The sequence below is a fragment of the Rhodocytophaga rosea genome (assembly GCF_010119975.1).
Classification (GTDB): domain Bacteria; phylum Bacteroidota; class Bacteroidia; order Cytophagales; family 172606-1; genus Rhodocytophaga; species Rhodocytophaga rosea.
In genome coordinates this window covers 1,519,043-1,533,228 of record NZ_CP048222.1, presented here as the reverse complement: position 1 = coordinate 1,533,228, position 14,186 = coordinate 1,519,043, and the positions used below count along the sequence as shown (strand labels likewise).

Sequence of the window (14,186 nt, the reverse complement as noted above, 5' to 3'; positions counted from 1 at the left end):
TAAAACTAGCTACGTAGTGAATACAATACCGTTCTTTGTCGCATATATTGCTATTCAACCAATACACATTTAACCAGCACTACATCCATCAACATGCCATTACATAAGCCTTTCAGCTTTGCTTCACCACCAGGTTTAATGTGTTGAAGCTTTTCTTTTTCGCTATCTGCCATGGTGCAGCTAATGCCAAACATTTCATTTCCAGTTAATACCAGGGTCAATTCTCCCTTTTCATTCTGAAAGATTTTTTCCACTTTTCCTTCAACCTGCAATACTTTATTCAGGTATAGTGAATCTGCTCTGTTTTCGTCAGTTTCGTATGCTCCAAACAGAGCTACTGATTTTACAGCATAGGCTGCTTGTTCTCCGGTAATCTGCCTGTGTGGTTTATTGTATACTTTACTGTACACCAACCAGGCTGCCAAGATACCTATTAAAATAAGTCCGGAAATGATGCCTGTTTTTCTCTTCATACTTATAACTAAAAAAGCGTTTTTTAAGGAATGAAATAGGATAGGATTATGAATCCTACCCTATTTGATTAAATAAACTGCAAACTTGAACACCAGTACAGTTCGTTGATCCCTGTTCTACAGGTGTTATGCATAGAAATATTGTATTTGCATGGACTACTTATTTAATGCTACCATTCTCACTGGATAGGCGGTCCAATTTATTTTTATGTCAATTAATTGTGGTATGATTCTGCTAAAAATTATATTTCATCGACATAAATAAGCCGGTACTGAGCAGTTTGATTCTGCCATATCCCACACCAGCTGTAGGTAGTTTAATAAATGGCTCTGCCTGAAAGGAGAACCGCTGGCTTATTTTTCTTTCGTATCCTGCCGACAAATTAATTACTTTGAAAAAGTGCTTATTCTCATTTTCGCCATGCCATCCTTTGCGCTGGCTGGAATCATATACTTTGTAAATGTATTTGTAATCTTCCTTCAGCATCAGGTAAGACGATATACCACTTGATATATACAGGTTATACTTTTCCCTACCCAGAAAATTATAGCGGATATTCACCGGCAGATCAATTACCTTACAATTCCCTTTTACATCTACTGGCTTGGGATAATAACTCGCCCAGTAAGAACTGGCCGGGTTATATTTTTTTGCATCCGCCTCATAAATTTTTGTGGAATAGATAGCACCCACTGAAATACTTAATTTATTGGAAATATGATACTCCAGCGAGGCTCCAATATTTGTACCCGGAGTTCTCCATTTAGAAAAACCAATTGAACTTAGGTCGGGCGAAAGTAACAGGTTCACACTAAGCCTGGAGTGTACTCTTTCAATGGCCAGTTTCTTGCGCCTGGTAGAATCTATAAGTTCGGGTTGTGTTAGTGGGATTGCCTGCTGGGTAATCAGATCGCTAAGTTGTATGTTATAGGATAATGGCCTGATTGAAAGACTTGAAATAGATTCAATAAGATAAAAAGTAGTAGGCTGAGTATTTGAATGTTCTGATTCAGGCGTAACTGCTTCTTTTGGTATTGAATGACTGCCCTCCTGACTATTTTGTCTGGGAAGAATACCTGTTGGCTCTCCATTGGTATTATTTATAGCTTGCTCCTGTGTATCTTTTTTCGTTGCAAATTTCCCGGAAATAGGACTGTTTGTATCGTCTTTCTCATTATTATTCTCAGAAAGTTGCTTATTGCTGCTGGGGTCAATTACAATAACACCTGATTCAGTAACAGTTGAAGGCTGTTTTTCAATAGGCTTGTTTAGTTGAGATTGCGTTAACAGTTGCTCATCTAAGCCATTTCCTTTGCTTAGTTTTTTGACTTTAGGATTTACGCTTTTTTCATCTTGTTCAGGTTTTCCGGAAGGTAAATCCGATTGTTTAATTGTTGTTTTTTTAGGATTTTTTTCTTTTCCATTATGTTCCTGTATGGCAGCAATTATTCCTGTATCTCCTGTTTTTTGCTTAACCGAAGGTATACTTTTTATAGGTTGCTCTTTAGTAAGTGACTCATCTTGTTGTGGAATATTTTTTTGTTTTAGGCCTTCTTTTTCAGCAATCGGCTCTGTTCTGTTACCAGATGGAGAAATGATATCAGGTTTGTTTTCATCTTCTTTCTCGGCCATTACTTGCTTTGAATCAGGAGCCAAGCCAGGATTAACATCATTTTTACTATCTGGTATATTGGTATTTCCAGTATTATTTGGCGTGTTTGTATTTCCTATACTATTTTCTGTGTTTTCATGCTCCCGGACAGCAACTGTTGGCACTGCCGACTGGGTAGGGCGTGAAACAAAATACCAGGTAAGCACTGGTGCCATTACTAGTAATAAACCAAGCAAGCTGTACAAAAATCTGCGGTAAAATGCTCTTTCACGGGCATTATTGTCCTTCAGTTTTTGCTCCATTTTTAGCCAATCCTCTTCCCGGAAATCCAAATCAGGGTTCCCAAGCGACTTTCTGAAAAAGTCATCTAACTCATCTTCTGGAATATCTGGCGTACTCATTTTTGTTTTTTTTTAACATATTCCTCAGGTTCTCTCTGGCTTTCGACAAATTGGATTTAGAAGTGCCGATTGAAATTTCCAGCATTTCGGCGATCTCTTCATGTGTGTAGCCATCAATCACATATAAATTAAATACTGTCCGGTAGGCAGGAGACAGGTTTTGTACCATAGCCAAAATCTCCTGATAAGCTAGTCCTGATAGTATTGTTTCATTAGCCGGTGAGGATTCTCCGTTTTCTATATCAAGTGCATGATAGTATTTCAGATTGTGCCTGTAATTATCAAGGGCTGTATTAATGATAATTTTTCGCAGCCATCCTTTAAAAGACCTTTCCGGGTCGTATTTTTTTATTTTGGTGAACACCTTCAGAAAACTGTCATTAAGCACTTCTACGGCTTCTTCAATATTTTTGGAATAGCGTAAACTAATGCTCATACCATATCCATAAAAGTGCTTATATAGCCCTTTCTGACTGGTGGAATCGCCCCGGATACATCCTTGAATAAGGGCTTCTATGGTAGAGTCATATACAGTGTTCACTTAGGTTCAGTTTGCGCCCTCAGCACGGACGTTTGCAGGCGGAAGTTGCCTGCGAGTAAAAATATTTTTATGAAGCAGGGAAACTTTACATATGAATACACCTGCTGTAGTTTAATTATCGGGTAATAAAGGCTCACAATTGGTAGCATTGTAAAAAGAATATATGAATTAATTATACCCTATAAATGCCTTAATTTATAAAATTAGGGCATTTTTTCAGATGAACAGTAAACGGTCTTATCCAGAAATGTTTTGAAAAATCAAATTTTTTTTGTAAGCCCATAACTTTTATTAAACCATTGCCGTAGAAAGTGATGTAAACAAACTTAATAGAGAATCAAAGTAAAACAAACCACCATTTATTCTCTGAAGAGATTGTTGAAACAGTAGAAAATTTAATATTTTTTTTCCATTTAACCTTTTACCTAAACCTTTTAAACTAAACATTAAAATATTATGGGAAGTATATTATATGTAGTGGCTGTTGTATTAATCATCTTATGGTTGATTGGCTACGTAGGATTCGGCGAAGCAGTAGGTAACTTTATCCACATCTTATTAGTACTTGCTATTATAGCCATCTTGATCCGTGTCATTTCAGGACGAAGAGCATTATAGTGCCACAATTGAAGATTTTATAGAAAACCAGGGGGATTGGTATAAGTAGAGATGGTATTAAACTCTGGTTTTCTAATTTAAAAGACTTTCACTTTAAACTCAAACAATAAATAAACCTTAAATCTTATTCATCATGGGAAATATATTAACAGTAGTAGCCGTCGTATTAATCATCTTATGGTTGATCGGTTACGTAGGATTTGGCGAAGCAGTAGGTAGCTTCATTCACGTATTGCTCGTACTTGCTATTATAGCCATCTTAATCAGACTATTTGCCGGACGAAGGGTACTATGACGTAATCTGATAAAAGATAAATAGAAAAGCCAGGCTGATCAGCCTGGCTTTTCTATTTATGTCTAAAATAAGAGTATCATAGTTTATTACAAACTCACCTCAACGACCTTTTTCTCACTGTTTTTTAGGTCAACTTTTACCAGCTGATGATTATTGGTGTCAGAAATCCACATTTGATTATCTATAAACAGGATATCATTGGGCTCATTCAAACCGGCAACCAGAGTGCTTACCCGTTCATTTTTTAAATCAAGTGTTTTTATCTTGCCATTATAAGTGTCGGCAATGTAAATTTTACCATCCTTGGCAGTTACTCCCACACAATGTTGCAAGAGGGCACCGTCTACATCTCCGTCTTTATCTCCAAAATCAAATAATCCTTTTCCTAAGGGTGTAGCTACCGTTTGCTTTTTGAGGTCAATAGCACGAACGGCACTCGCTTCTGAATCGGCTACATATAAAATATCGCCGATTTTAGTCAAACCACTAGGCTGATTAAAGGCCGATTCCTTCAAACTGCCATTGGCAAGTGCTTCCCGGCCAGTTCCGGCAAAACGGGTAACTTTATTGGTAGCCAAATCCATTTTTAATACCTGATGATTACCGGCATTCGCAATATACATCACTTCACCATCGATCAGTAAATCCCAGGGACTGTTCGGTTTTACAGGTACATCCCATTTGTCGTTGAAGAAATAATAGCCCATTTCTCCATCTCCGGCCACAGTTTCCACTTTTTTTGTGGTGAGGTCTGCTTTGCGGATGGAGTTGTTTTTGGTATCGGCAATATAGAGGGTGTTGCCTTTCAAGGCTAGGCCATGTGGTTCGTAAAAAGTAGCCGAACTAAAATCTCCGTCCCCAAAGCCTTCGCTGCCTTTACCAATTATTTCCAGTACTTTGCCATCAGAATTAATTTTAAGTACCCGGTTATTCCCGCTATCAGCAAACCAGATATTGCCAGCCTCATCATTTACCATTTTAGAAGGAAACTTTAAAAAGGTATTCGCTTCCTTGCTTTTTTCCAGCTTAAAGACAATAGGTTCCCGGTTGATTTTATCGTCGTATTGTTTAAGCAGCAGTTCAATATTCTGTTTTACGGGTTTATAAACACCTTCCCCGGCATGTTGGCCCACTACTTTGCCATCCGGCGAAATCAATACGACAGTAGGCCATGCTTTTACCCCATATTCTTGCCACACTTTGTAATCGGCATCATTTACAACCGGATGTTCAACTCCGAATTTGAGAATGGCTTTGCGGATATTAGTATTGGTTTTCTCTGATTCAAACTTCGCCGAATGTACACCTACTACTACCAGTTCTTTGGCGTATTCCTGTTCTAGTTTCTTGAGGTCCGGAATGATGTGCTGGCAATTAATGCAGCCAAATGTCCAGAAGTCCAGCAGCAGGATTTTTCCTCTGAAATCTTTAATTGAGTATGATTTGTCTGTATTGAGCCATCCATATTGCGTATTGATTTCCGGAGCATTTACAGCAGGTAATTTCATAGGAGAAGTAGCGGTGGCGGTTTGTTCTAAATTTTTATTTTGCCCTTTACAACTAGTTAGTACCATACAACTGATGGCCGCAACCAGACAAAGGAGGGAAATACGTTTCATAGGTTTTAATAATAACATGGCTTTGTTTTAACAAATTAGTTTGATAAAGAAAGTTTAATTATGGCATACTCTGGAAAAATGCCTGTATAATTGTTTTGGCTTCCTCCATTGGAATATCTTTTCTCTTGCGTTCATCGGCTACTAAATGTATATATCTATCTGCGGCTGCATTATTTCCGTTATAGACCACCAGGGTTTTATACTGATAAACTAATAATTTTTCAAAAAAGGGTAAAAGCGTTTGTGTTTTTCCTTCTCTTGCTTCCACTATTAGTAATACCTGATTTGCCTCTTCCAGAAGCTTTATAGCATAACTTACCAGCATCGCATCCGAATGATTATCAATATCAAATTGAATGACTTGCGGAAAGCACTGCTGAATGTATGCCAGAAGCGGTTTTTCGTAAGAAAAATCCAGACTTTCTGTGATTTCTATGTATAAAACCGCCTGCATGTCCTCTAATGACGAACTACGATTTTTTTAACAGTAGAGACTTCCGGCGAAGAAATTTTTATAAGGTATATACCTGCCGGGAAATTCCTGAAATCTAGTGGCGTTTTCTGATTAGCCATGATCTTGCGTTTATCTATAAGTGATTGACCCAAAACAGAATATACATTCACTTCGCTATCAAACAGTAAATTGAGATATAAATATGTATCTACCGGATTAGGCCCCAGGAGGCCTGATTCAGTAGGCTCAGGGTCTGGATTACCAGCCTCTGATGTGTTTTTCAACATAATTATACCACCTGCCTGTGTTCCTACCAGCAACTCAGGTAATTTATCATTATTTAAATCAGCTGCAGCCGGAAAAATAAATCCATCCAGCTTGGCAGCGATATAGTTATTGGCAATCGGATTCCAGATGATACTGGTATCCGGATTTAATGATTGTGCTAACTGATTAAGTACATCAGCATATACTTTAATCTTCCCATTCCGGTCGCCAGAAATGAGATCTGCTTTTCCATCAAAATCCAGGTCCGCCATCGTTAATGAAACATTCCTGTCAAAAGGATCTACGGGAAGGCCACCCAGAAACTCATTGCGCAGGTTATATACCGGATTTGTATTGGTACCAGTATTCAGATAGTATTCTATATTGCCATAAAATTTTCCTACCAATGCATCCAGTATATTATCTCCATCCAGGTCATAGAGCAGGGGAGTATCGTTTGCATCAAAAGTCAAGGGCAATGTTTGTATGTTGTTAAGCGAAAACTGGAAAGCACTATTCTGCGGAGCTGCGTTGAGAATGTATTTTAGATCAGTATTGCGCCCGTTATTATAGGTATTGGCAAAAACGAGGTCGGGCACACGGTCGTTGTTTACATCCGTAAATGAAGGTTTGAGAAATGTAAGTTGCAGGGAAGATAAATTCAGATAGTCCTCTGTGATGATTTCAAAGGATGCTTTCTCCGGCGTACCTATGTTCTCATACAGATGAATAGTGGCATAAAATCTTCCGTTACCCATGTTATAATTCCCTCTGGTCCCAATAAATAAATCTGTATCTCCGTCTCCATCGTAATCAGCAAGGGCAGGAAATGCATTTTCCCCTACATCCAGCATGGTAGATTGCAGGAAATCTGTTTGATTAAAAGCAAAAACTGGTGAATCGTTAGAGCCGGTATTTTTGTATAGCCAGTTTGATTCTCTGAAATTGATAAAATTGCCTTCATTGGTTGTCACATTAGGACTTACAATCAAGTCTTTCTTTCCGTCAAAATCCAGATCTTCAAAAAAGGCTGCCGGAAATACAGGAAAATTAATAGGCTCACTGGCCGGGAAATCAGCATCAATTTCATTGAAAATAGCTTGCTGTGTATTTCCGTTGTTAGTCAATTTTACCATTGCCTGACAGCCCACATGGCCATTTAGCAGGTCTTTGTCTCCATCGCCATCCAAATCTGTAATGAGCAGGGAAGAACCAGTATGCTGTACCCGGAGTGGATTATGAATCCGGCCAATTACGGTGCCGCAATCTTCGCCAAAAATATATTCTTCGCAGGAAACTCCTTGCCGGAATTTTCCCCAGCAGGTATTCACTTTCTTAAATTCCAAGGCATCTGCATGATTGTATTTTTCTATGCTCTGGTTCTGGTGAAATTCTATCATATCTCCAATACCATCAAAGGTAAGAATATCCAAATCTCCGTCATTATCCAGATCGGTAATGGCAGGAATATCTGATACCGCTATAAGTAAATTTATTAACCCGGAAAATCCTTGCGTTTCTAAGGGGTTGGCTATCAATTGCCAGGAAAGGCCATTCTCATTAGAAGTATTCTTATACACTTTTACCCCAAGGGTCGTGTGAGTAAATATATCTTTATTCCCATCCCGGTTATAATCTGCCAGTAGTATCCATGATTCCAGCGCTGGAGGAAATTCACTTTCATACTGGGGTACATATACATAGCGCAGGGTATTCTTGAAAGAAGTTGCCAGAAAAGTACGCAGGGTATTTGTTGTACGGTCAAATACAATTAAATCTTCTGTTTCATCATTATTGAGATGAATGGTACTATACTGGGATGCATTCAGTCCGCCAGCCCATGCATTTACCAATGTATCGTTCTGATAGATGAGTGGAATAGATTGATCCTGATTAAACTTAAATGTTTGTGCCTTTACTGCGGGGGCAACAAAAAGAAGGCTATATATAATTAATAAATATGTATAAAAAGCTGGTGTTGGCTTCATCTCTACTTTCAGAAAAAAACTACTACTTGCATTCAATAACCTTAATATTCTCATTTTAACCTATTCTGTTATCTTTGTGCCTTTATTAAATTCAAAAGAAATTTTTTAAAAGAAAATAGCATCAATTTTATACATTGTTACCTGTAATGCCGATTTAATTCTTCAACCTTAGCCTTGACATTATTTTTATGACTTTAGATATTGAAAAATTATACAATTTATACCTCAACAGCCGGTCTATATCTACAGATACCCGGAAAATTATGCCCGGTTCCTTGTTTTTTGCTTTAAAAGGCGAACGGTTTAATGGTAATACTTTTGCTAGGCACGCCATTGAGGCAGGAGCAAGTTACGCTGTAGTAGATGAAGCTGAATATGCCACGGATGATAAATATATTCTGGTTGAAAATGTTTTACAAGCTTTGCAACAACTTGCTAATTATCACCGCCGCCAACTTACCATTCCTTTTATTGGTATTACCGGTTCCAATGGTAAAACTACAACGAAAGAGTTAATAAATGCAGTACTGAGCCGCAAATATAAAACCTATGCTACCAAGGGAAATCTGAATAACCATATTGGAGTGCCGCTTACCATACTTGCTATTACTAACGAAATAGAAATGGCAATTATTGAAATGGGTGCCAATAAGATAGGAGATGTTGCCGAACTTGTGGCCATTTGCGAACCTACCCACGGATTGATAACTAATATTGGTAAAGCACATCTGGAAGGTTTTGGTGGGGTTGAAGGGGTAAAAAAAGGCAAAGGTGAATTATATGATTTTTTGCAGTTTCGTAATGGGGTTGTATTTGTAAATGCGCTCAACGAAACCCTGGAAAGTATGGTTAGGACCAGGTATTTTGGCGAGGTAGTTCAATACCCAAGAGTTGGAGATTTTATGGCTTGCGAAATGCTGTCATCTTCCCCTTTTGTTACGTATAGAAGTGAAAATGGAGATATTGTAGAAACGCATTTATCAGGGGTACATAATTTTGAGAATATAGCTGTTGCTTTATGTGTGGGTAAATATTTTGAAGTATCAGCAGAAGAGGCTAATGTTGCTGTAAGCGGGTACATTTCGGAGAATAACCGTTCCCAGATTGTACATAAAGGAACTAACATCATTTACCTGGATGCATATAATGCCAACCCTACTTCCATGCAAGCTTCTTTGGAGCATTTTATGACGATAAATACTCCTAAAAAAGTGGTTATTCTGGGTGACATGTTTGAGTTAGGAGAAGAAAGCGAAACAGAACACCGTAGAATCGGTGAAGTGGTAGCCAAAGGAAATTTTTCTAAAGTTTTATTATGTGGTAAACGTATGCAAGCTGCCGTAGAAGCCAATCCCCAATCCTATTATTTCATAGATAAATTTTCACTTAACAACTGGCTGCAGGAAAATAAAATAGAGAATGCCCATATTCTTATCAAAGGTTCCAGAGGGATGGGACTTGAAACGATAGTGGATTTAATTTAAAATAAAAAAGGACGCTTATTAGCGTCCTTTGGCAAATCATACATTTTAATATCAACCGTATTTATACGTTTTTAATTTGTCCAATACAATATCCCACATTACTTCATACGGTAATACTTCCAGCGCCCGGTTTCCACCATGATATTCCATATGAACAGAAAGCATTTCTTCATATAATTTTTCAGAAGATTTTCTGGTCTGGTAGAAACGGAAACCTTCCTTGCTCATATTCGCCAGCATTCCGATAAAACATTCGCTTCTGAAATTAATGTCCTTCTTAGGATATCTGCGGCAGTATTTTTCAATGGCATGAACTGATTCATTTACTTTATCTACCTCAAGTTTTTCTAGCAAGAAGAGGATTTGAACTGTTAAAGTAGCAATATTCAAACCTCTTCTTTCCTTGGCAAAGGAAGGTTTTTCGCTCAGAAAATCATTCAGCCGGAAGTTAGTCTTGGCATTTTGAATGACAGGGCGAATTTCCCGTAACTTCGTGGTTTTATAAATATAGTGCAGATACGCCTGAAAGGTTTTCCATCTTTCTTTCTTCACTTCCGAGAGCAATCTGAAATTTGATTGCTCTACCACATGCTGGAAGATTTCGGCTGCTTTCATGTATTGAGCTGTATGCATGGCTAGCAAGAAGTAATACTCCTGGAAATTATACCAGTTAGAACTTGCCTCCTCAAAAATACCGCTGTTCTTTTTAGCGTAAACTTCACCTACTTCAAAGTTTTTTAAATGTAAGAAGAAGTTCATCTTTTGGATGGCTAAATCCTCTAATCTGGAAGCCGGATGGAATTTTGGATTACTTTTTACATAGTTCTCAGCCGCCTCAGTTATTTCAATGGCCGAGGTGTAATCATCTGAAAACTGATGGAACATAGTCTTAATTTTAAAGTAATTCAGGCTTAACCGTACACTATTGTACTTCTTGAAATCTTCCTGTAACGCTTTAAAATACCTTTCGGAAAGCCTCCTTACTTTTGCCCGGTTTGCTTTGGATTTTGCATACATAGCCACCAATTCCTGATAATACCTGTCAGAAAGGTTTTCAGCATGTAAGCGTTGTTCCGTTTGGTCGGCGATATCTCTGTAAATCAGAAATTCTTTATACTGGTTGCTGGCGCTATAATGACTCCTCAAAATTTTAGCACATTCCAGTTCAATATCCGTCAATTGGAATTCCTGGGCTCTTTTTAGAGTTTTTTCAACCGCGGGGATGGCTATTTTTTTTGAGCCATTCATGAGTAACACTTTGGCACAATACAAAGCTTTGTTGCAATCATACAAAGCACTTTGATATTGAGGAGTGTTTTCATCGTCTAAATCCAAAAAGAACAGCGTATTGAGTAATTTTTGTTTCAGACGAGTTTTTAAAATAAGGTATTTCTTTTCAGAAGGGTCGCAGGCATAAATGTCTTTGGCTGCATCAGCATCGGAATGATACTTTTGAGAATGTATTCCATCAAACAGCTTGAAATAATTACTCGATTTGTTTCTGCTGTTTTCGTCAAAAAGTTCAACCTTTTTTACCCTTTTTTTAGTTACCAGACGTATCAATTCGCTAAGTGAATCCATAGTTCTCCTTTTTTGTGAAGTGAATGTTACTGAAATAGTTAAGAATGAAAATTAAATAATTGAAGCACTGAATAAAAGAGATGCAAAAAAGCATACTTTTATAATTTTTTTAAGAGTAAATTGGGCTGGTTGAATGCGCTATCATAACAAATCTACTATGAAAATATGTGCAAAGAAACTTATAAATATTTTTTTCTACGATCTTATACTTTTAATCGTTGAAATACACCGTTTTCTGGATTAATTTGTAAGTACGCTCTTATTGATTGATTTAGTGGGCAAAAGGTAAACAAGAATTGCTGGTATTTACTTATCAGCTATAAAAGACTTGATTAATTATAATATTTTTCTACACAAGTATAAATTATTTCCTTAGGTTACGTTTAATAAGAAATATAATGCTGTGTTCAGCATTAACTGATTTTGTTTAATAATTTAAATCTATTTTCATAATTATGTCTGCATCAAAACTTGCCGGCCGGGTAATTAAATCTGTTTTTTTTAAAGTAGCTTTAGAAAGGGCTGTAGAATATGCTAAAAGCAATAAAAAGATGGGCGATCTGCTCTCAAAGGTACGGTCGAAAACCCAGCATCTGGAACCAACAGAAAATAATGCCTCTTTTATGGAGAATGTAAGTACCCTAAGGCGAATGGTACGTGCATATAAACAAGGAGATTACAAAGAAATCCCGTGGCGTTCGCTCACACTTGTTCTCGCAGGCTTACTATATTTCGTATCTCCAATTGATTTTATTCCTGATTTGCTTCCTTTGGTTGGTTTTACCGATGATATTGCTGTAATCATATGGGTGTATAATGCCATCAGATCTGACATAGAAAATTTCAGACAATGGGAGGCTAAGCAAGTAGTACCTATCAGCGAACAGTCATAAATTATAAAATCAATCCATGATACAATTTTTAGCGTAGGTTTAATAATTTTCATGGAATATTGAACCATTTTATAAAAAAAACTATAGTATGAGCAGGAGAGGAATTTAATATACCATTTGTGATTATACAGGTTTTTATTTTCTGATTCCATGAAATTATATGTATCTTTGTTTTTCATTACTAAAATTCTATTCTTATGCAACTGACAACCATTTTTGCATTCTTAGGTAACTTAGGTGGCCCGGAAATATTCTTAATAGTTCTTTTTGTATTAATATTTTTCGGAGCCAAAAAAATCCCAGAACTGGCTCGTGGATTAGGCAGAGGTATCCGGGAGTTTAAAGATGCCACCAAAGAAATAAAAGACGAAATCGAAGAAGGTGTTAAAGACGACAAACCAGTTACCAAATAAATTTGAAAACCTATTCTTCTTTATCTGAGATCTTAGCAGATATTCATAAAGGTAATGTGTCGTGCAAAAAATTAGTGGCATATTACCTTTCTAATATTCAGAAAAAAGCCCATTTGAATGTTTTTTTACAAGTATATGAGCAGGAAGCCCTCCAACAAGCAGAAGAAATAGATTATAAAATTTCACAAGGTACACAGGGAAGATTAGCAGGTATGGTAATTGGACTGAAAGATGTACTTTGCTACCAAGACCACCACTTACAGGGTGGCAGTAAAATTCTCGACGGTTTTGTTTCTCAATTCACTGCTACTGCCGTACAGCGGTTATTAGATGAAGATGCCATTATTATTGGCAGGCAAAACTGTGATGAGTTTGCCATGGGCTCTTCCAACGAAAACTCTGCATTTGGCCCTGTTTTAAATGAAGTTGATAATTTACGTGTGCCGGGTGGTTCTTCCGGAGGTTCTGCCGTAGGTGTACAAGCGGATTTGTGTCATGCTTCTTTAGGATCAGATACTGGAGGTTCGGTCAGGCAACCTGCAGCATTTTGTGGCATTGTTGGGTTGAAACCGACTTATTCCCGAATTTCCAGATATGGTTTGATAGCCTACGCTTCTTCGTTTGATACTATTGGTATTCTTACAAAAAGTGTAGAAGATGCTGCTTTATTGTTGGAAGTCATTGCAGGTAAAGATGATTTCGACAGTACCGTGTCGCACCGGGAAGTGCCGGCATATTCGCAAGCACTTTCATTGGATAAAAAAGTCCGGGTTGCCTATATCAGAGATACTTTGCAAAGTGAAGGTATTCAGGAAGGCATCCGGAATAATATGATTGCTAAATTAGATTTTTTGAAGAATGAAGGCCATATTGTAGAGCCGATTGAACTGCCTGCGCTCGATTATATTCTTCCTACTTATTATATTTTAACAACAGCCGAAGCCAGTTCTAATCTTTCCCGTTTTGATGGAATTAAATATGGCTACAGAAGCCCCCAGAGTGATACTTTGGAAAATATGTACAAACATACCAGAGCACAGGGATTTGGGGAAGAAGTAAAACGAAGGATTATGCTGGGAACCTTTGTACTAAGTGCCAGTTATTACGACGCCTATTATACTAAGGCCCAGAAAGTAAGACGCATTATTAAGGAAAAAACAGACGAATTACTATCCGTGTATGATTTTTTAATTTTACCAACTACACCCACAACTGCTTTTAAAATCGGTGAGCATACCGCTAACCCATTAGAAATGTATCTTGGAGATTTATTTACTGTTCAAGCCAATGTAGTAGGCATTCCTGCCATTTCCATACCAAATGGAACAGATGCAGAAGGCTTACCTATTGGATTACAGGTAATGACGAGCTACTTTAATGAAAGCAATCTGCTTGCATTTTCGAAGTATCTGATGGAAAACTAACATTCATTGAGGTTACAGTGTGGGCTAAAAGTACATGAATACTATAGATAAGACTTTTATATATAGTAATTGTTTGTATTTTTATAATTGAGTCTGGTTTAATTTTGTAATTTTTAAATATC

13 protein-coding genes are annotated in these 14,186 nt (G+C 37.4%); 6 read left to right on the top strand and 7 right to left on the bottom strand.

Annotated features, from left to right (window positions below):
* Positions 1-50: 50 nt before the first annotated feature.
* From GXP67_RS06480 to GXP67_RS06470, 3 genes are all read right to left on the bottom strand, one after another.
* The gene (locus GXP67_RS06480; RefSeq protein ID WP_162442387.1) at positions 51-473 is read right to left on the bottom strand and encodes an OB-fold protein; all 423 of its coding nucleotides are present in this window, start codon (positions 471-473) and stop codon (positions 51-53) included.
* A 235-nt stretch (positions 474-708) separates the two neighbouring features.
* Positions 709-2,487, bottom strand: coding sequence for an outer membrane beta-barrel protein (locus GXP67_RS06475; protein ID WP_162442386.1), 1,779 nt, complete (start codon positions 2,485-2,487; stop codon positions 709-711).
* Complete coding sequence (locus GXP67_RS06470) at positions 2,459-3,028, bottom strand: RNA polymerase sigma factor (RefSeq protein ID WP_162442385.1); 570 nt, start codon at positions 3,026-3,028, stop codon at positions 2,459-2,461. The genes GXP67_RS06475 and GXP67_RS06470 overlap by 29 nt, the downstream gene beginning before the upstream one ends.
* A gap of 456 nt (positions 3,029-3,484) precedes the next feature.
* On the opposite strand from GXP67_RS06470, the gene GXP67_RS06465 reads away from it, so the two are divergent.
* Together GXP67_RS06465 and GXP67_RS06460 are read left to right on the top strand one after the other, a co-directional pair.
* Positions 3,485-3,646, top strand: coding sequence for a lmo0937 family membrane protein (locus GXP67_RS06465; RefSeq protein WP_162442384.1), 162 nt, complete (start codon positions 3,485-3,487; stop codon positions 3,644-3,646).
* Positions 3,647-3,779: 133 nt separating this feature from the next.
* Positions 3,780-3,941 (top strand): lmo0937 family membrane protein, encoded by a 162-nt coding sequence (locus GXP67_RS06460; protein WP_162442383.1) that lies wholly within the window; start codon positions 3,780-3,782, stop codon positions 3,939-3,941.
* 86 nt (positions 3,942-4,027) lie between these two features.
* Here the strand turns inward: GXP67_RS06460 and GXP67_RS06455 are convergent, their stop codons facing one another.
* The 3 genes from GXP67_RS06455 to GXP67_RS06445 are packed head-to-tail and all read right to left on the bottom strand — an operon-like array spanning position 4,028 to position 8,323.
* Positions 4,028-5,560, bottom strand: coding sequence for a thioredoxin-like domain-containing protein (locus GXP67_RS06455; RefSeq protein WP_232065002.1), 1,533 nt, complete (start codon positions 5,558-5,560; stop codon positions 4,028-4,030).
* Between the two features lie 58 nt (positions 5,561-5,618).
* Positions 5,619-6,014, bottom strand: a complete 396-nt coding sequence (locus GXP67_RS06450; protein WP_162442382.1) for a hypothetical protein — start codon at positions 6,012-6,014, stop codon at positions 5,619-5,621.
* A gap of 5 nt (positions 6,015-6,019) precedes the next feature.
* Positions 6,020-8,323, bottom strand: coding sequence for an FG-GAP-like repeat-containing protein (locus tag GXP67_RS06445; protein WP_162442381.1), 2,304 nt, complete (start codon positions 8,321-8,323; stop codon positions 6,020-6,022).
* A gap of 134 nt (positions 8,324-8,457) precedes the next feature.
* On the opposite strand from GXP67_RS06445, the gene GXP67_RS06440 reads away from it, so the two are divergent.
* Entirely contained in the window at positions 8,458-9,753 is a 1,296-nt protein-coding gene (locus tag GXP67_RS06440; protein WP_162442380.1) for a UDP-N-acetylmuramoyl-tripeptide--D-alanyl-D-alanine ligase, read from the top strand.
* A gap of 51 nt (positions 9,754-9,804) precedes the next feature.
* Here GXP67_RS06440 and GXP67_RS06435 read toward each other — a convergent pair whose 3' ends face one another.
* Positions 9,805-11,334 carry a hypothetical protein gene (locus GXP67_RS06435; protein ID WP_162442379.1) on the bottom strand — a complete coding sequence of 510 codons (1,530 nt, stop codon included), beginning with the start codon at positions 11,332-11,334 and terminating at the stop codon, positions 9,805-9,807.
* A 455-nt stretch (positions 11,335-11,789) separates the two neighbouring features.
* On the opposite strand from GXP67_RS06435, the gene GXP67_RS06430 reads away from it, so the two are divergent.
* The 3 genes from GXP67_RS06430 to gatA all read left to right on the top strand — a co-directional run bounded on the left by GXP67_RS06430 (position 11,790) and on the right by gatA (position 14,064).
* Positions 11,790-12,227, top strand: coding sequence for a YkvA family protein (locus tag GXP67_RS06430; RefSeq protein WP_162442378.1), 438 nt, complete (start codon positions 11,790-11,792; stop codon positions 12,225-12,227).
* Between the two features lie 197 nt (positions 12,228-12,424).
* Positions 12,425-12,640 (top strand): Sec-independent protein translocase subunit TatA/TatB, encoded by a 216-nt coding sequence (locus GXP67_RS06425; RefSeq protein WP_162442377.1) that lies wholly within the window; start codon positions 12,425-12,427, stop codon positions 12,638-12,640.
* A gap of 2 nt (positions 12,641-12,642) precedes the next feature.
* On the top strand, positions 12,643-14,064 hold the full coding sequence (gatA, locus tag GXP67_RS06420) for an Asp-tRNA(Asn)/Glu-tRNA(Gln) amidotransferase subunit GatA (protein WP_162442376.1): 1,422 nt from the start codon (positions 12,643-12,645) through the stop codon (positions 14,062-14,064).
* The last annotated feature ends 122 nt before the right edge of the window (positions 14,065-14,186 follow it).